The sequence below is a fragment of the Actinokineospora lacus genome (assembly GCF_053813445.1).
Window position 1 is genome coordinate 154085 of sequence record NZ_JBQERA010000004.1, and the last position, 20134, is coordinate 174218.

Sequence of the window (20134 nt, forward strand, 5' to 3'; positions counted from 1 at the left end):
GGCCTCCAGCACCAGCCGCTGCTGCGGGTCCATCGCCTGCGCCTCGTGCGGGCTGATCCCGAACGGCGCGGGGTCGAAGTCGGCGAGGTCGGGCAGGAAGCCGCCCGCGCGGCGGAACCGCGCGCCGGGGCCGTCGAAGAACCCCAGGTCCCACCCGCGGTCGGTGGGGAACGGGGTGGTCGCGTCGGCGCCGTCGGCCACCAGGCGCCACAGCGCCTCGGGCGAGTCGGCCCCGCCGGGGTAGCGGCAGCTCATCCCGATGATGGCGATGGGCTCCCGGTCGGCGGCCTCGGCCGCGCGCAGCCGCTTGCGGACCTGGCTGAGGTCCGCTGTCGCGCGCTTGAGGTAGTCGCGCAACTGCTCCTCATTCGCCATCGGAGCCTCCGTCGATCAACGCGAACATCTGCTCATCGGTGGCCAGGTCGAGGTCGTCGACGACCTCCTCGAAGGTGCTGAGGCCGGTGTCGTACCTGGCGATCAGCGCGTGCAGGCGGTCGAGCACGCGGACCCTGGTCTCGTCCCCGGCGTCGGTGAGCGTCAGGCCCGCCTCGAGGCGGTCCAGCTCGGCGGTCAGCGGCGGCGCGCCCGCGACCGCGTCGACGGCCAGGGCCGTGCGCAGGTGCTCGGCGAGCTTGGCCGCGGTCGGGCGGTCGAAGATCAGCGTGCTCGGCAGCCGCAGCCCGGTCGCCGCGGCGAGCCGGTTGCGGATCTCGATCGCGGTCAGGGAGCTGAAGCCGAGTTCCATGAACCCGCGCTCGGGGTCGATCGCGGCGGGCGAGGCGTGGCCGAGCACGGTGGCCGCCGCGCCGAGGACGAGGTCCAGCAGCAGCCTGCGCTGTTCCAGCTCGGAGAGCCCGGCCAGCCGGGTGAGCAGGTCGGGGCCGCTGTCGGAGCCGGTGCCCGCCACGCGCCACACCGGTCCGCGGACCATGCCGCGCAGCAGCGCGGGCACCGGCTCGGAGCCCGCGCGGGCCCGCAGGGCCGCGATGTCGAGCCGGGTGGCGACCAGGTGCGCGCTGCCCGACAGCAGCGCGGCGTCGAACAGCGCGAGACCGTCCTCATCGGACAGAGCCGCGCCCGCCCTGGTGGCCCTGGCCAGGTCGGCGGCGTCGAGGTGGGCGCTCATCGCGCTGGCCCGCTCCCACATGCCCCAGCCGATGGCGAGGCCGGGCAGGCCCGCGGCGCGGCGGCGGTGGGCGAGCGCGTCGAGGGCGCTGTTGGCCGCGGCGTAGTTGCCCTGGCCCACCGAGCCCATCGCCGCCGCGGCCGAGGAGAACATCGCGAACAGCGCGAGCGGCATCCCCTCGGTCAGCTCGTGCAGGTGCGCCGCGGTGTCCAGCTTGGGCCGCAGCACGGTGTCGAACTGCTCGGGGGTCAGCGACCCGATCACGCCGTCGTCGAGGGCGCCCGCCGCGTGCACCACGCCCGCGAGGACGCGGTCGCCGATGGCGGCGGCGAGGTCGGCGCGGTCGGCGGTGTCGCAGGCCAGCACCTCGGCGGTCGCGCCGAGCGCGGCGAGGTCGGCGACCAGGCGGGCGGCGTCCGGGGCCGCCGGGCCGCTGCGGGAGAGCAGCAGCAGCTCACGCGCGCCGTACCGGGCGGCGAGGTGCCGGGCGACCAGGCCGCCGATCATGCCGGTGCCCCCGGTGATCAGCACCGGTCCGTCCAGCACCGGGGCGGGCTCGGCGGAGTGGGCGGCGCGGGCCAGGCGCGGTACGAGGACGGCGCCTCCGCGCAGCGCCACCTGGTCCTCGCCGAGCGCGGCGACCTCGGCGAGCTTGGCCGAGGACGCGTCGGCGGCGTCGATGTCGACCAGCACGAACCGGTCCGGGTTCTCGCTCTGCGCGCTGCGGACGAGGCCGCGCACCGCGGCGGCGGCCAGGTCGGCGACGCCCTCGGTGTCGGTGGTGGCGACCGCGCCCCGGGTCAGCACGACCATGGTGGCCTCGCCGAACACCGGGTCCTCAAGCCAGATCTGCAGCGTGGTCAGCACGTCGTCGAGCAGTTCGCGGGTGGCCTCGGGCAGGGTGCCGGACGGGGTGTCCCCGGACCACACCACCACCTCGGGCGCGGGCCTGCCCGCGGCGACGGCGTCGGCCAGCGCGTCGAGGTCGGTGTGCCAGTCGACGGACGGCACGTGCTCGACCAGCCGCTCCGCGATGCCCCAGGAGTCCTCGCCGATCACCGCCCAGGAGGCGGGGACCGCGCCGGGGGCCGCGGCGCCGGGGTCGACCCAGCCGATGTGGAACAGGGAGTCCTCGGGGCCGCTGGTGGCGGCGCGCAGGTCGTCGGTGGACACCGGGCGGGTCACCATCGACTCGGCGGTGAGCACCGGGGCCCCGGCCGGGTCGGTGATGTCGATGCGCACGGCGTCGGCCCCGTCGGCCCGCGTGAGCCGGACCCGCAGGCCGGTCGCGCCGACCGCGTGGATGTCGACCCCGCGCCAGGCGAAGGGCAGCCGCACGGCCTCGCCGCCGGCGACCAGGCCGCCGACCTCGATGGCGTGCAGCGCGGCGTCGAGCAGGGCCGGGTGCACGCCGAACCAGCGGGCTTCGGCGTGGTTGCGCTCCGGCAGGGCGACCTCGGCGAACACCGCGCCGTCCGCGGCGCGCCAGACGCCCCGCAGCCCCCGGAAGGTGGGCCCGTAGGCGTAGCCCGCGGCGGCGGCGCCGTCGTAGAAGTGGTCGATGGGGACCGGCTCGGCGGACGCGGGCGGCCACTGCGCCAGCTCCAGCGGCTCGCCCGCCGACCGGCCGTCCAGGACGTGGCCGACGGCGTGGGTGGTCCAGGGCAGGTCGGGGTCGGCGGACTCGGGGCGGGAGAACACGGTCACCGCCCGCGAGCCGCCCGCCTCCGCCGCGCCGACGGAGACCTGCAGCCGCACGCCGTCGCGCTCGGGGATGGCCAGCGGCGCCTGCAGAGTCAGCTCCTCCACGCGGGTGCAGCCGACCTGGGCGCCCGCGAGGAGCGCCATCTCGACGAACGCGGTGCCGGGCAGCAGGTTGGTGCCGCGCAGGACGTGCTCGGCCAGCCAGGGGTGGGTGGCGGCGGAGAGCCTGCCGGTGAGCAGGACGCCCTGTTCGCCCGCGACCTGCACGGCGGCGCCGAGCAGCGGGTGGGCGGTGGCGCCGAGCCCGACGCCCGCGACGTCGTTGACGACGTGCCCGCGCTCCGGCCAGTACCGGGTGCGCTGGAAGGCATAGGTGGGCAGCTCGACTGTGCGGCCTGCGGGCAGGACGGCGGTCCAGTCCACAGCCACACCGTGGACGTAGGCGTCGGCCATCGCGGTGAGCCACCGGTCCTGGCCGCCGTCGTCGCGGCGCAGCGTGCCCAGGACGACGCCCGCGGTGTCGACCGCGTCGATGGTCTCCTCGATGGCGGTGGCCAGGACAGGGTGGGCGCTGACCTCGACGAACGTCGACCGGCCGTCGGCGATGAGCGCGCGGGTCGCCTGCTCGAACAGCACCGGCTCACGCAAGTTCCGGTACCAGTACGCGGCATCCAGCGACTCGGTGTCCAGGATGGCGCCGGTGACCGCCGAGTAGAACGGGATCTCCGCCCGGCGCGGGCTGACCGGGGCCAACACCTCCAGCAGCCGCCCACGGACCTGGTCGGCCTGCCGCGAATGCCCGGCGCAGTCCGTCGGAACCCGCCGCGCCCGCACACCACGCCGCTCACACTCGGCCAACAACTCCTCCACCGCCGCGATGTCACCTGACACCACCGACGACAGCGGACCCGACAGCCCGGCCAGGCTCAACGCGCCGTCCCAAGGGGCGATCAACCGCTCCGCCGCCTCCGCCGACACCGGAAGCGACACCATCCCGCCCCGACCCGCCATGAACTCCGCCAACAGCAGACTGCGCAGGGCGACAACCCGCGCACCGTCCTCCAAGCTCAACCCACCACACACCACCGCGGCGGCGATCTCGCCCTGCGAATGCCCCACCACCGCCGAGGGCACCACCCCGACCGAACGCCACAACGCCGCCAGCGCGACGTTCACCGCCCACAGCGTCGGCTGCACCACGTCGACCCGCTCCAACGACGGCGCACCAGGCACATCCCGCAGCACATCAAGCAACGACCAGTCGGTGTGAGCGCTCAGCGCCTCAGCACACTCCTCAACCCGGGCGCGGAACACCGGCTCGACGTCCAGCAGACCCGCCGCCATGCCCACCCACTGCGAACCCTGACCCGGGAACACCAGCGCGATCCCGCCCCGGCCCGCGACGCCGGTCAGGACACCGGTCCCGGGGCGACCGGCCGCGAGCGCGGCGAGCGCCTCGGCGAAGTCCGCCCGGTCGTCGGCGAGCACGACGGCCCGGTGCTCCAGCGCGGCCCGCGACCGCACCAGGGCGGCGGCGACGTCACGCGGGTCGAGGTCCTGGTGCTCGTCGGCGAAGGCGGCGAGCCGGGCGGCCTGGCCCCGCAGCGCGTCCTCGGTCTTGGCCGACAGCACCCACGGGACCAGGCCCGGCCGGTCGTCCGAGGCCGGTGCGGGGACCGCGCCCGGGTACTGCTCGACGATCACGTGGGCGTTCGTGCCGCTCACGCCGAACGACGAGACGCCCGCCCGGCGCGGGCGGCCGGTCTCGGGCCACGGCCGCGCCTCGGTCAGCAGCGACACCTCGCCCGCGGACCAGTCCACCTCCGGCGTCGGCTCGTCCACGTGCAGGGTCTTGGGCAGCACGCCGTGGCGCATCGCCATCACCATCTTGATCACCCCGCCGATGCCCGCGGCGGCCTGGCTGTGCCCGATGTTGGACTTCAGCGAGCCCAGCCACAGCGGCTCGCCCGCGCGGTCCTGGCCGTAGGTGGCCAGCAGGGCCTGCGCCTCGATCGGGTCGCCGAGCGTGGTCCCGGTGCCGTGCGCCTCCACGGCGTCGACGTCGGCGGGCCGCAGCCCGGCGCCCGCCAGCGCGGTGCGGATGACCCGCTCCTGCGACGGGCCGTTCGGGGCGGTGAGGCCGTTGGACGCGCCGTCCTGGTTCACCGCGGTGCCCCGGACGACCGCCATGATCGGGTGGCCCGCCCGCAGCGCGTCGGAGAGCCGGGCGACCAGGACCATGCCGATGCCCTCGGCCCAGCCGGTGCCGTTGGCCGCGCCCGCGAACGCCTTGCACCGGCCGTCCGGCGACAGCGCCCGCTGCCTGCTGAACTCGACGAACACCGCAGGCGTGGACAGCACCGTCACCCCGCCCGCGAGCGCGAGGTCGCACTCGCCCGCGCGCAGGGCCTGGGCCGCCAGGTGCAGGGTGACCAGCGACGACGAGCACGCGGTGTCCACCGTCATCGCGGGCCCTTCCAGCCCGAAGGTGTAGGACACCCGGCCCGCGAGCACGCTGCCCGACGTGCCGGTGCCGATGAACCCCTCGACGCCCTCCGGGAGGACGGACATGGTGGCGGCGTAGTCGTAGTACATCAAGCCCGCGAACACCCCGGTCCGGCTGCCGCGCATCGAGGTCGGGTCGATCCCGGCGCGCTCGAACGCCTCCCAGGACGCCTCCAGGATCAGGCGCTGCTGGGGGTCCATCGCCAGGGCCTCGCGCGGGCTGATCCCGAACAGGGCCGGGTCGAAGGTGTCCGCGTCGTGCACGAACCCGCCTTCGACCACATAGGACTTGCCGGAGCTGTCGGGGTCCGGGTCGTAGAGCCCGTCGAGCTGCCAGCCGCGGTTGGTCGGCAGCGGCGAGATGGCGTCGGTCCCGGTGGACACCAGCTGCCACAGGGCATCGGGGCTGTCGACGCCGCCCGGGTAGCGGCAGCTCATCCCGATGATGGCGATGGGCTCGTCGGCCGAGGCGCGGGGGGCGACGGTGGTCGCGGGGCGGTCGATGCCGAGCAGGCGGACCCGCAGGTGCTCGGCGAGCACTTCCGGCGACGGGTAGTCGAACACCAGGGTGGCGGGCAGCCTGAGCCCGGTCGCCGAGGCGAGGCGGTTGCGCAGTTCGACGGCGGTCAGCGAGTCGAAGCCGAGTTCCTTGAACGGGCGGCGCGGTTCCACGGCGTCGGCCGACGGGTGGCCGAGGACGGTGGCCGCCTCGGTGCGGACCAGGTCGACCAGCACGCGCAGTTGCTCGGCGTCGGCCAGGGCCGCGAGCCGGGCGCCGAGACCGGTCGGGGCCGCGGTGGCGGCGCCCGCGCGGCGGACCCGCTGCCGCACGAGGCCGCGCAGCAGCGGCGGGACCGGGGTGTCGGGGTCGCGGTCGTGCTGGGCGCGCAGCAGGTCGAGGTCCAGCGGCATGGCGATGACGTGGGCCTGGCCTGCCCCGCACGCCCGGTCGAGCATGGCGAGGGCGTCCTCAGTGGACAGCGCGCCGCCCGCCCTGGTGATCCGGACCAGGTCGGTGTCGTCGAGGTGGGCGGTGATGCCGCTGCGCTGCTCCCACAGGCCCCAGCCGATCGACACCGCGGGCAGGCCTGCGGCGGCGCGGTGCCGGGCGAGGCCGTCGAGGAAGCCGTTGGCGGCGGCGTAGTTGGCCTGGCCCGCCGCGCCGAAGGTGGCCGACGCGGAGGAGAACAGCACGAACAGGGCGAGGTCGGCGGTCAGCTCGTGCAGGAGGGCGGCGGCGGTCGCCTTCGGCCCCAGCACGCCGTCGACGCGCTCCGGGGTCAGCGACTCGGTGATGCCGTCGTCGACGACCCCGGCGGCGTGCACGACCGCGGTGAGCGGGTGCTCGGCCGGGATGGCGGCGAGCACCCCGGTGAGCGCGGCCCGGTCGGCGGCGTCCGCGGCGACGATGGTGACCTCGGCGTCGAGGCAGGCCAGCTCGGCCGCGCCGGGCGCGTCCGGGCCGCCGCGGCTGACCAGCACGAGGTGCCGGACGCCGTGGCGGGTGACCAGGTGGCGCGCGACCTGCCTGCCGAGGGCGCCGGTGCCGCCGGTGATCAGCACGGTGCCGTTCGGGTCCAGCGGTGTCCCGGCGCCGCCCGCGGTCCTGGCCAGGCGGGGCACGAGGACCTGCCCGTCGCGGACGCGCAGGTGCGGCTCGCCGTGGGCGAGCGCGGCGTCGATGTCGAGGGTGCCGTCGGTGTCGACGACGACGAAGCGGTCGGGGTTCTCCAACTGGGCGGCGCGGACCAGGCCCCACACCGCGTCCGCGGCGACTCCCCCGGTGGTGACGACCGCGAGGTCGGTGTCGGTGGCGAGGGCGTGCTGCACGGCGGCGAGGGCGGCGTGGGTGGCCGACCGGGTGACCGCCACGAGGTCGGTCGCGGTGCTGTCGGAGTTGGTGGGGATCTCGGCCAGGGCGATGCCCTCGCGCGCGGTTCCTGCTGGGCCGGCGGGAACCCAGTCCACTGTGAACAGGGAGTGGCGCGGGCCCGCGGTCGGGTCTGCCGGGCGGAGCACCAGGCGTTCGACGGTGGCGACGGGGGCGCCGGTGGGGTCGGCGACGGTCAGGGCGACCGCGTCCTCGCCCGCGGCGGTCAGCCTGACGCGCAGCGCGCCCGCGCCCGCGGCGTGCAGGTGGACGCCGGTCCAGGAGAAGGGGAGCCGGACGCCGCCGGTGACCAGGCCGCCGAGGCCCGCCGCGTGCAGGGCGGCGTCGAGCAGCGCGGGGTGCAGGCCGAACGGCTCGGCGTGGGCCGCGTCGGGAAGGGCGACCTCGGCGTAGACGGCGTCGCGGCCGCGCCAGGCGGCGGTGAGGCCCTGGAACGTCGGGCCGTAGGCGAGCCCGGCCTCGGCGGCGGTGGCGTACCAGTCGTCGACGGGCAGCGGTTCCGCGTCCTCGGGCGGCCAGGCGGTGAGGTCCGCGCCCGTGGCGGTCTCGGCGGAGAGGACGCCCTCCGCGTGCCGGACCCAGTCGCCGTCGGCGCGGGAGAAGATCGCGACCGTGCGCCTGCCCTCGGCGTCGGGCGCGCCGACGGCGATCTGGACCGCGACGCCGCCGGTCTCGGGCAGGGCGAGCGGGGTCCGCAGGGTCAGCTCGTCCAGCGCGGGGCACCCGGCGAACTCTCCGGCGCGCAGCGCGAGTTCCACGAACGCGGTGCCGGGGACGAGGACCGAGCCGAGGACGACGTGCTCGGCCAGCCAGGGGTGGGTGGTGCTCGACAGCCTGCCGGTGAGCAGCGCGCCGTCGCCGGTGGCGAGCGAGACGGCGGCGCCCAGCAGCGGGTGGTTGGCGCCCGCGAGCCCGGCGGCGGCCACGTCGGCCCGGGGGGCGTGCGCGGGCCAGTACCGCTCGCGCTGGAAGGCGTAGGTGGGCAGCGGGATTCGCCTGCCGCCGGGCAGGACCCGGCCCCAGTCGACGTCGACGCCGCGGACCCACGCGGCGCTGACAGCGGCCATGAGCGTCTCGGCCTCGGCGCGGCCCGCCCGCAGCGTCGGCACGGAGTCGTCCACGTGCGTGGAGAGCGCGGCGTCGGGGCCGAGTTCGAGGAAGGTGGTGACGTTCTCCGCGCGCAGCCGGGCGATGCCGTCGGCGAAGCGGACCGTGTCGCGGACCTGCCGCACCCAGTAGGTGGGATCGGTCACCGCGCCGAGCATCGGGATCGCGGGCTGTTGGTAGGTAAGGGATTGCGCGACCTTCGCGAACTCCGCCAGCATCGGCTCCATCAGCCGCGAGTGGAACGCGTGCGACACCGCGAGCCGCTTCACCCGGCGGCCTTCCGCGCGCCACCGCGCCTCCAGGGCCGTGATCTCGCCCTCAGCACCGGAGACCACCAGCGAAGTCGGGCTGTTGACCGCCGCGATGTCAATGCCCGCGGGCACATCGGCCTCGGTGGCCTCGACAGCGAGCATCGCCCCACCAGTGGGCAGCGCCTGCATCAACCGGCCCCGCGCCGCGACCAGCGCGCACGCGTCGTCAAGGGACAGCACACCGGCGACGTGCGCCGCGGCCACCTCGCCGATCGAATGCCCCGCCAGGTAGTCCGGGGTGAGGCCCCAGGACTCCAGCAGCCGGAACAGCGCCACTTCCAGCGCGAACAGCGCCGCCTGCGCGTGTTGGGTCTGGTCCAGCTTCTCCTGGTCGTCCCACGGCACCTCACCCAGCCGCTCGCACACCGCGTCCAGCGCCTCGGCGAACACCGGGAACGCCGCCGACAGCTCCCGACCCATCCCGGCCCGCTGCGAACCCTGGCCGGTGAACAGGAAGGCCGTCAGGCCGGGCTCGGTGCGACCGCGGAGATAGCGGTGCTGCACCAGGTCCGCGCGCATCTGGTCCACAGTGGACGCGATGATGGCGGCGCGGTGCTCGAAGTGGGTGCGGGTCGTGGCCAGCGAGTGGCCGAGGTCGAGCAGGTTCGGGTCGACGGCCTCCGCCAGCCGGTCGGCCTGAGCGCGCAGGGCCGCCTCGGTGCGGGCCGAGAACAACACCGGGACCACCGGCGGGCGTGCCGCGGCGGGCGGTGCGGCGGGCTCTGGGGCGTCTTCGATGATGACGTGGGCGTTGGTGCCGCTGATGCCGAACGACGAGACGCCGATCCGGTGCGGCTCGGCGCCCTTGGGCCACGGCCGGGCCTCGGTCAGCAGCGACATCGCGCCCGCCGACCAGTCGACGTGCGGGGTCGCGTCGGCGGCGTGCAGGGTCTTGGGCAGCACGCCGTGCCGCAGCGCCAGCACCGACTTGATCACGCTGGCCATGCCCGCCGCGGCCTGGGTGTGGCCGATGTTCGACTTCAGCGAGCCCAGCCACAGTGGACGGTCGCGGTGCCCGCCGTACACGGCGAGCAGGGCCTGCGCCTCGATGGGGTCGCCGAGCCGGGTGCCGGTGCCGTGCGCCTCGACGGCGTCGACCTGCTCGGGGCCCAGCCGCGCGTTCGCCAGCGCCGCCGCGATGACCCGCTGCTGCGACGGCCCGTTCGGCGCGGTCAGCCCGTTGGAGCCGCCGTCGGAGTTCACCGCGGACCCGCGCACCACGGCCAGCACCGGCAGGCCGTCGGCGAGCGCGCGGGACAGCGTGGTCACCAGCACCATCGCCGCGCCCTCGGCCATGCCCATGCCGTCGGCCGCCGAGGAGAACGCCTTGCACCGGCCGTCGGAGGCGAGCCCGCGCTGCTGGTCGAACTCGTGGAACAGGGTCGGGTGGGGCATGACGGTGACGCCGCCGACCAGGGCGTGGGTGCAGTCGCCGTTGCGCAGCGCGTGGCCCGCGACGTGCAGGGCGACCAGCGAGGACGAGCAGGCCGAGTCCACGGTGATCGCGGGGCCCTCCAGGCCGAGGGCGTAGGCGATCCGGCCGGAGACCACCGAGGTGGCGCTGCCGGTCATCACGTAGCCCTCCGAGCCCGTGGCGCCGCCTGCCAGGGCCACGTCGTAGCCCTGGCCGTTGGCGCCGACGAACACGCCGGTCCGGCTGCCGCGCAGCGTGTGCGGGGCGATCCCGGCGCGCTCGACGGCCTCCCACGCGACTTCGAGCGCGAGCCGCTGCTGCGGGTCCATCGCGACCGCCTCGCGCGGGTTGATCTCGAAGAAGCCCGGGTCGAACCAGGCCGCGTCGTGCAGGAACCCGCCGAAGGCGCGGCCCCGCAGGTCCTCGGGGTGCCAGCCGCGGTCGGCGGGGAACTCGGTGATCGCGTCGCCGCCGCGCTCGAGCAACCGCCACAGGTCTTCCGGGCTGCTCACCCCGCCGGGCAGCCTGCAGCTCATCGCGACGACGGCGATCGGCTCCTGCCCGCCGGACTCGGCCTCGCGCAGGCGCTGACGGGTCTCGTGCAGTTCGGCGATCACTCGGCCGAGGTAGTCCCGGAGTTTCTTCTCGTCAGCCATCGTGTCCAGTCGCTCCTTCACCACCGGCGAGGTCACTTGACCCCGAGATCCCGGTCAACCAGGTCGAACAGCTCGTCATTGGAGGCGGTGCCCAACCGCGCCAGAAGGTCGTCGCCGGTGTGCCCGCGCTGCTTGACCAGCAGCGCCTCCAGCCGCATCACCACGCGGACCCTGGCGAAGTCGTCGTCCGCCCTGGCCGACAGCGCGCTGTCGAGCCGGTCGAGGTCCTCGATCGTCGGGAGGTCGTCGGCGGTGGGCTCGGGCTCCAGCCGGGCGAGCAGGTGCCGGGCGAGCACCACCGGGGTCGGGTGGTCGAACACCAGCGTCACGGGCAGCCGGAGCCCGGTCGCCGAGGCGAGGCGGTTGCGCAGCTCGACCGCGGTCAGCGAGTCGAACCCGAACTCCCGGAACGGCCTGCCCGCCGGGACGTCGTCCGCGCCCTCGTGGCGCAGCACCGCGGCGGCGTTCGCGCGCACCAGGTGCACGACCGTCCGTTCGCGCTCGGCGGGCGACTGGCCCGCGAGGGACGCGCGCAGGCCGTTCGCGCCGTCGGCCCGGGTGTCCTCGGTCGGCGTCGCCGCTGCCGCCCGCCTGACCTCGGGCAGCTCGCCGATCAGCGGGCTGGGCCGCATGACGGTGAAGGCGGGGGTGAACCGCTCCCAGTCGACCTCGGCCGCGGCGACGAACGCGTCGTCGTGGTCGAGGGCCTGCTGGAGCGCGAGCATCGCCGCGGCCGGCTTGATCAGGGGGACGCCGCGGCGCAGCATGGGCTCCACCTCGGCCTGGGCGACCATGCCGCCGCCGTCCCACGGGCCCCACGCCACGGACAGCGCCGGGACGCCGTCGGCTCTCCTGCGCTGCGCGAGCGCGTCAAGGTAGGCGTTGCCCGCCGCGTAGCCGCCGTGCCTGCCGACGCCCCACACGCCCGCGATCGAGGAGAAGTACACGACCGCGTCCAGCTGGGCCGGGTCGATCAGCTCGTCGAGGTTGCGCGCGCCCGCGACCTTGCCCGCGAGCAGAGCGGCCAGGTCGGCGACGCCGGTGTGCTCCAGCCGTTCCAGGGTGCTCGCGCCCGCGGTGTGCATGACCGCGCGGATGGTCACGCCCTGCTCGCGCAGGCCGGTGAGCAGCGCGGCGACGTCGGCGCGGTCGGCGACGTCGCAGGCGGCGACCGTCACCCGGGCACCGCGCGCGGCCAGCTCCGCCTCCAGCTCCGGCGCGCCGGGCGCGGCCGGGCCGCGCCTGCTCACCAGCACCAGGTGCTCGGCGCCGTGCCCGGCGAGCCAGCGGGCGACGTGCCCGCCGATCGCGCCGGTCCCCCCGGTGACCAGGACGGCGCCGCGCGGGCGCCAGGTGCGGACCGGTCCGGTGTCCTCGGCGCGGACGAGCCTGCGGGCCAGCACCCCGGCCGGTCGCAGCGCGAGCTGGTCCTCGCCGTCGGCGCGGGCCAGCACGCCCGCCAGCCGCTCGGCGGTCCGCGCGTCCACGACCTCGGGCAGGTCGATGAGACCGCCCCAGTGCCGGGGGTGTTCGAGGGCGGCGACCCGGCCCATGCCCCACACCTGGGCCTGCTCGGGGCTGGCGGGCGCCTCGGTGCCCACCGCGCCCTGGGTGACGCACCACAGCGGGGCGCCGGGGTCGGCGTCGAGCACCGCGTGCAGCAGGGACAGGGTCGCGGCCAGGCCCACCGGGAGCACGCCGTGCTCGGGGTGCGCGGAGGTGTCGAGCGCGAGCAGCGAGAGGATGCCGGTCCAGGCGCCCCCGCGCAGGTGCTCGGCCAGCGCCGCCGCGTCCGCGCTCGCCGGGTCCACGGCCAGGGTGTCGACCTCGGCGAGCCGGGCCCGCAGCGCGGTCGCGCAGGCGAGGGTGACCGGGTCGTCCGGGTTCGCGGTGATCAGCAGCCAGCGGCCGGACAGGACCGGGGACGCCGGTTCGGTGATCGCGTGCCAGCGCACCGCGTAGCGCCAGGAGTCCACTGTGGAACGCTCGCGCAGCTTGCGGCGCCACGCGGACAGCGCGGGCAGCAGGGGCGCGATGCCGGTGTCCGACGGCAGGTCGAGGACGGTGGCGGCCAGCGTGGCGTCGCCGGTCTCGACCGCGGACCAGAACCGGCCCTCCTGAACCGAACCCGCCGGGGGTGCGAAGTCCGCCGGGTCGTGCGGCCTGGGCCAGTACCGCGTGCGCTGGAAGGCGTAGGTGGGCAGGTCGACGCGCCTGGCACCGGGGAACACCGCGGCCCAGTCGGGGGTGACGCCGTGGACGTGCGCCTCGGCGAGGCTGGTGAGGAAGCGGCGCGGGCCTGCGTCGTCACGGCGCAGGGTGCCGACGACGTGGGCCGTGACGTCGGGGACGTCCGCGGCGGTCTCCTGGACGGCCATGGCGAGGACCGGGTGCGGGCTCACCTCGATGAAGACCCGGTGGCCGTGCCCGATCAGCGCGGCGGTGGCCACGTCGAATCGCACAGTCTCGCGCAGGTTGGTGTACCAGTAGTCGGCGTCGAGGCCCGCGGCGTCCATCGGCTTGCCGGTGACCGCGGAGTAGAACGGGATGGCGGAGGAGCGCGGGGTGATGCCCGCGAGGGTGCGGCGCAGCCGGTCGCGGATCGCCTCGACCTGGCGGGAGTGCGAGGCGTAGTCGACCGGGATGTGCTTGGCCCGCACGCCTTCCGCGGTCATCGCGGCGACCAGTTCGGCGAGGGCGCCGGGCGGGCCGGAGACGACGACCGACGCGGGACCGTTGACGGCGGCCAGTTCCAGCGCGCCCGCCCAGTCGGCGATGCGGGCGCTGACCCGCTCGGCGGGCAGCGCCACCGAGACCATGCCGCCCCGGCCGGACAGCTCCTCGGCGATGGCCCGGCTGCGCGAGGCGACCACGGCGGCGGCGTCGGGCAGCGACAGCGCGCCGCAGACCACGGCCGCGGCCAGTTCGCCCTGGCTGTGCCCGACGACGGCGGCGGGCTCCACGCCGTGGGCCCGCCACAGCGCCGCGAGCGAGACCATCACCGCGAACAGCAGCGGCTGGACGACCTCGACGCGGTCGAACCGGTCGTCCTGCTGACGCAGGACATCCGTCGGGGAGAAGTCGATGTGCGGGGAGAGCGCGTGCTCGCAGGACTGGAACGCCGCGCGGAACACCGGGGACTCGTCGAGCAGGTCCAGGGCCATGCCCGGCCACTGCGACCCCTGGCCGGGGAAGACGAACACGGCCTTGCCCCCGGCGCCGTCGCCGGTCACCACGGCCGCGGACGGCCTGCCGGTGGCGAGGGCCGCGAGGCCGTCGAGCACCTCGTCCCGATCGCCGACGACCACGGCGCGGTGCTCGAACGTGGCGCGCGCGGTCGCCAGGGAGTACCCGGCGTCCTCGGCGCGCACGTCCGGGCGGGCGGCCAGGTGGGTGTGCAGGCGCTGGGCCTGGGCGCGCAGCGCCTGCTCGCTTGCCGCGGAGAGCACCAGCGGCACCAGCCCGTCGGACGGCGTGGCTGGTTCCCCGGCTGGTTCCCCGGCTGATTCCTGCGGGGACTCCTCGATGATCACGTGGGCGTTGGTGCCGCTGGCGCCGAAGGACGACACGCCCGCGCGGCGCGGCCGGCCGGCGCGGGGCCACGGCACCGGCTCGGTGAGCAGGGCGACCTCGCCCGCGGTCCAGTCGACGCTGGTGCTGGCCCGGTCGACGTGCAGGGTCCTCGGCAGCAGCCCGTTGCGCAGCGCCAGCACCACCTTGATCACGCCCGCGACGCCCGCGGCGGCCTGCGTGTGGCCGATGTTCGACTTGACAGCGCCCAGCCACAGCGGCCGGTCCCGGTCCTGCCCGTAGGTCGCCAGCAGTGCCTGCGCCTCGATCGGGTCGCCCAGTTCGGTACCGGTCCCGTGCCCCTCCACCGCGTCCACATCGGACGGGTCGAGCCCCGCGCCCGCGAGCGCCGCGCGGATGACGCGCTGCTGGGACGGCCCGTTGGGCGCGGTGAGCCCGTTGGACGCGCCATCGGAATTGACCGCCGAACCCCGCACCACCGCCAGCACCGGATGCCCGTTGCGACGCGCGTCGGACAGCCGCTCCACCAACAGGACACCGACGCCCTCACCCCAGCCGGTGCCGTCGGCGGCGTCGGAGAACGCCTTGCACCGGCCGTCCTCGCTGAGCCCGGACAGGGTGCTGAACTCGACGAACGGGCCGGGCGTGGACATCACCGTCACCCCGCAGGCCAGCGCCAGCGAGCACTCCCCCGCCCGCAGCGCCTGCCCGGCCAGGTGCAGGGCCACCAGCGACGACGAGCACGCCGTGTCGACGGTGACCGCGGGGCCCTCCAGGCCGAAGGTGTAGGCGAGCCTGCCGGAGAGGATGCCCGCCGTCGTGCCCCCGACGAGCTGGCCCGCCACGTCCTCGGCCGATGAGGTCAGCACGTAGGCGTAGTCCTGGGCGTTGCTGCCCACGAACACGCCGGTCCGGCTGCCCGTCAGCGACCGGGGGTCGATGCCCGCCCGCTCGAACACCTCCCACGTGGTCTCCAGCAGCAGCCGCTGCTGCGGGTCCATCGCGACGGCCTCGCGCGGGCTGATGCCGAAGAAGGCGGCGTCGAAGTCGGCGGCCTCGGCCAGGAACCCGCCCGCCTGGACGTAGGAGGTGCCGCGGTCGCGGCCGAAGAGCTGGTCGAGGTTCCACCCCCGGTCGGCGGGGAACGGCGAGAGCGCCTCGCCGCCGTCGGCGAGCAGCCGCCACAGCTGCTCGGGGGTCTGGATGCCGCCGGGGTACCGGCAGGCCATGCCGACGATCGCGATGTCATCGGAGTCGGTGGGCGCGGTGGTGGCCGGGGTGGCGGGAAGCGCGGTCTGTTCGCCCGCCAGCTCGGCGAGCAGGTGCGCGGCCAGCGCGGTCGGCGTCGGGTAGTCGAAGGCCAGGCTCGCGGGCAGCCGCAGACCGGTCGCGGCGCCCAGCCGGTCGCGGACCTCGATCGCGGTCAGCGAGTCGATGCCGAGGTCCTTGAACGAGAGCCGCGGGGCGATGTCGGCGGCCGAGCGGTGGCCGAGCACGGCGGCGACCTCGGCGCGCACGAGGTCGAGCAGCACCTCGGCGCGGTCGGCGGCGGGCAGCGCGGCGAGCCGCTCGGCCCAACCGCCGCGCACGTCCCCCTGGGCCGCGTCGGCGGTGGTCGCGGTGAGGACGGCGGCGGCCTCGGGGATCGCGGCGATCAGCGGGCTGCGCCGGGAGGTGCAGAAGACCGGGGCGAAGGTGGCCCAGTCCACAGCAGACACGACGAGCGCGGTCTCGCCCCCGTCGATGGCCTGGCCGAGCGCGGTCAGGCCGAGGTCGGGCGCCATCGGGGCCAGCCCCCACCTGGCGATGTGCTCGGCGGTCTCCCCCGCCGCCATGCCCGCACCGGCCCACGGGCCCCAGGCGACGGCCGTCGCGGCCAGGCCCCGGGCCCGCCGGTGCTCGGCGAGCGCGTCGAGGAAGGTGTTGGCCGCGCCGTAGGCGGCGGCGTTGCCGCTGCCCCACACCCCGCCGATGGAGGAGAACAGCACGAACGCGTCGGCGTCGGGCAGCAGCGCGTCGAGGTTGCGCGCGCCGCCGACCTTGGCGCGCAGCACGTCGGCGAACTCCGCCATGCCGGTCTCCCCGAGCGGCACCGACTCGGCGACGCCCGCGGTGTGCATCACGGCGGTCACCGGGTGCTCGGCCAGCAGCCGGGCGAGGGCGTCGCGGTCGGCGACGTCGCAGGCCACGACCGTGGCGGTGACGCCGAGGTCCGCCAGTTCGCCGACCAGCGCTGCCGCGCCCGCCGCCGAGGGGCCGGAGCGGCTGGTGATCAGGATGTCGGTCGCGCCGCGTCCGGCGAGCCACCGGGCCACGCGGGTGCCGAGCGCCCCGGTGCCGCCGGTGATGAGCACGGGACCGGTGGGCCGCCAGGCGCCGCCCAGCGCGGGGTCGGTCAGCGAGGGGCCGGTCAGCGAGGGGTCAGCGAGGGGGGCGCGCTGGAGCCTGCGGCCGAACGCCCCGGTGGCGCGCACGGCGACCTGGTCCTCGCCGCCGCCCGCGATGACGGACACCAGCGCAGCGGCGCTCCGGTCGTCCATGACCTCCGGCAGGTCGACCAGGCCGCCCCAGCGGGCGGGGAACTCCAGGGCCGCGACACGGCCGTAGCCCCAGATCTGGGCGGGCATGGGGTTCGGGGCCGCGTCGGCGCGCCCGACCGCGACGGCGCCGCGGGTGCAGGTCCACAGGGGAGCGTCGATCTGGGCGTCGCCGAGGGCTTGGAGCAGCAGGACGTTGGCCACCAGGCCGGTCGCCATCGGGGCGTACTCGGCGTGCGGCTCGGCGTGCGGTCCGTCTTGGGTGCCGAGCAGCGAGAGCACGCCATCGACGCCGCCCGCCTCCGTGGCGGCGTCGAGGACCAGGCCCGCGACGTCCCACCGGTCGGTCGCGTCCGCGGGCAGCCGCAGCTCGACGACCTGGGCGCCGTGCGCCCGCAGCGCGGCGACGGCCGGGTCGGCTTCCGCTGGACCGGATTCTGCTGGACCGGATTCTGTTGGACTGGATTCTGCTGGACCGGATTCTGCTGGACCGGATTCTGCTGGGCCGGAGGGCAGGACCGCCAGCCAGGTGCCGAGTACGCGCGGGGCCTGCAGGTCGGTCAGTGGCTGCCAGGTGACGCGGTAGCGCCAGGAGTCCACGGTGGCGTTGTCGCGGCGGCCCCTGCGCCAGGCGGAGAGCGCGGGCAGCACGGTGCTCAGGCCGTTGCCGGGGTCGAGTCCCAGGGTGGTGGCGACGGCGGCGGTGTCCCCGGTCTCCACGGCCCGCCAGAAGCGGTCCTCGGCCGGGTCGGTCCGCGGGCCGTCCTGGCGTTCCGGCAGCCAGTAGCGCTCACCCGCGAAGGGGTAGGTGGGCAGGTCGAGGCTTTGACCGCCCCAGGTGGCGAAGACCGAGGTCCAGTCCACCCGCACGCCCGCGACGTGGGCGGCGGCGAGCGCTCCGAGCACGGCCCGCGGCTCGTCCCGCCCCCGGCGCAGCAGCGGGATGGCTTGGTCGACGTGGGCCGACAGCGCGTTCTCCGGGCCGAGTTCGAGGAAGGTGGTGACGTTCTCCGCGCGCAGCCGGGCGATCCCCTCGGCGAAGCGGACCGTGTCGCGAACCTGCCGCACCCAGTACCCGGGATCGGTCACCGCGCCCAGCATCCGGATCGCGGGCTGGTGGTAGGCAAGGGATTGCGCGACCTCGGCGAACTCCGCCAGCATCGGCTCCATCAGCCGCGAGTGGAACGCGTGCGACACCGCGAGCCGCTTCACCCGGCGGCCTTCCGCGCGCCACCCGGCCTCCAACGCCGCGATCTCACCCTCAGCACCCGATACCACCAACGACGTCGGGCTGTTCACCGCCGCGACGTCAATCCCGGCAGGCACATCAGCCTCGGTGCCCTCAACAGCCAGCATCGCCCCACCAGCGGGCAGCGCCTGCATCAACCGGCCCCGCGCGGCGACCAGCGCGCACGCGTCGTCCAACGAGAGCACACCAGCCACGTGCGCGGCCGCGACCTCGCCGATCGAATGCCCCATCACGTAGTCCGGGGCCAGGCCCCACGACTCCACGAGCCTGAACAGGGCCACCTCGAACGCGAACAGCGCGGCCTGCGCGTGCCGGGTCTGGTCCAGCTTCTCCTGGTCGTCCCACGGCACCTCACCCAGCCGCTCGCACACCGCGTCCAGCGCCTCGGCGAACACCGGGAACGCCGCCGACAGCTCCCGGCCCATCCCGACCCGCTGCGAACCCTGGCCGGTGAACAGGAACGCGAGGCGCCCGTCGCCCGCGACGCCCTGGACCCGGCCGCCGTCGGCGGCGATCTCGCGCAGGCCGCGCAGCAGGTCGGCGCGGTCCTCGGCGAGCACGACGGCGCGGTGCTCCAGCGCGGCCCGGCTGGTCGCCAGCGAGTGGGCCACGTCCAGCAGGCCCAGCCTCGGCCGGGAGTCGAGGTGGGACACCAGCCGATCGGCCTGCTCCCGCAGCGCCGCGGCGGTGCGGGCGGAAACCAGGCACGGCACCAGGTGCGGCGCCAAGCTCGGCGCCAGGACGGGCTGCGCGGCCTCGGGCACGGCCCGGTCGACGGCGGGGGCCTGCTCGACGATCGCGTGGGCGTTGGTGCCGCTCATGCCGAACGAGGACACCCCGGCCCGGCGCGGCCGGTCGGTCTCCGGCCACACCTGGGTCTCGGTGAGCAGCCGCACCGCGCCCGCCGACCAGTCGATGTGCGAGGACGGCGCGTCGACGTGCAGGGTCGGCGGCAGGAGCCGGTGGCGCAGCGCGAGCACGGTCTTGATCACGCCCGCGACGCCGGCGGCGGCCTGGGTGTGGCCGATGTTGGACTTCACCGAGCCCAGCCACAGCGGCCGGTCCCGGTCCTGCCCATAGGTCTCGATCAGGGCTTGGGCCTCGATCGGGTCGCCGAGCCGGGTGCCGGTGCCGTGCGCCTCCACGGCGTCCACATCGGACGGTGCGAGGCCCGCCGAGTCGAGCGCGCGCTCGATGACCTTGCGCTGGGACGGGCCGTTCGGGGCGGTGAGCCCGCTGGAGGCGCCGTCGGAGTTGACCGCCGAGCCGCGGATCACCGCGAGCACCCTGTGCCCGTCGCGGATCGCGTCGGAGAGCCGCGCCAGGACCAGCACGCCCGCGCCCTCGCCCCAGCCGGTCCCGTCGGCCGCGTCGGCGAACGCCTTGCACCGGCCGTCACCGGCCAGGCCGCCCTGCTTGCTGAACTCGCTGAACAGCCCGAGGCCCGCCATCACCGACACGCCGCCCGCGACCGCCATCGCGCATTCGCCCGCGCGCAGCGACTGGCAGGCGAGGTGGATCGCGACCAGGGAGGAGGAGCACGCGGTGTCGACGGTGATCGCCGGGCCCTTGAGCCCGAACACGTAGGCCACCCGGCCGGACACCACGCTGCCCGCGCTGCCGGTGAGCAGGTGCCCCTCGGCGCTGTCGGGCAGGTCGGCGGACATGGCGTAGTGGGAGGCGCCCGCGCCGAGGAACACCCCGGTCTGGTGCCCGCGCAGCGACAGCGGGTCGATGCGGGCGTCCTCGAAGGCCGCCCACGAGGACTCCAGGGCGAGGCGCTGCTGCGGGTCCATGGTCAGCGCCTCGCGCGGGCTGATCCCGAACAGCGCGGCGTCGAAGCGGTCGGCGTCGGCGACGAACCCGCCGCGGATGCCCATGGCGTCGCCCGCCGCGGTGTCCCAGCCCCGGCCCCCCGGCAGCCCGGTGATGGCGTCGGCGCCGCTGATCACCAGTCGCCAGAGGTCCTCGGGCGCGGCCACCCCGCCGGGGTAGCGGCAGCCCATCCCGATGACGGCGACCGGCTCGGGCGCCGCGGACCGCGCCTGGTGCAGCTGCCCGCGGGTCTCGGCGAGGTCGGCGGTGACCTTCTTCAGGTACCGC

At 75.8% G+C, this 20134-nt stretch carries 2 protein-coding genes and 1 pseudogene (1 of these 3 only partly in view); all 3 read right to left on the minus strand.

Features of this window, described 5'->3' with window-relative positions; all coding sequences use genetic code 11:
• A protein-coding gene (locus ACTG9Q_RS12330) for a type I polyketide synthase (protein ID WP_455572852.1) crosses the window boundary here: on the minus strand, positions 1 to 375 show its 5' portion. The gene continues 13575 nt to the left of window position 1, outside the view; only the first 375 of its 13950 coding nucleotides appear in the window; its start codon is at positions 373 to 375; its stop codon lies beyond the left edge, outside the window.
• Positions 365 to 10750 carry an SDR family NAD(P)-dependent oxidoreductase gene (locus tag ACTG9Q_RS12335; protein WP_455572853.1) on the minus strand — a complete coding sequence of 3462 codons (10386 nt, stop codon included), beginning with the start codon at positions 10748 to 10750 and terminating at the stop codon, positions 365 to 367. Before ACTG9Q_RS12335 ends, ACTG9Q_RS12330 begins: the two co-directional genes overlap by 11 nt.
• Positions 10747 to 20118, minus strand: a pseudogene (locus ACTG9Q_RS12340) (type I polyketide synthase); the annotation flags it as partial. The gene ACTG9Q_RS12335 and the pseudogene ACTG9Q_RS12340, both read right to left, overlap by 4 nt.
• Between the last annotated feature and the right edge of the window lie 16 nt (positions 20119 to 20134).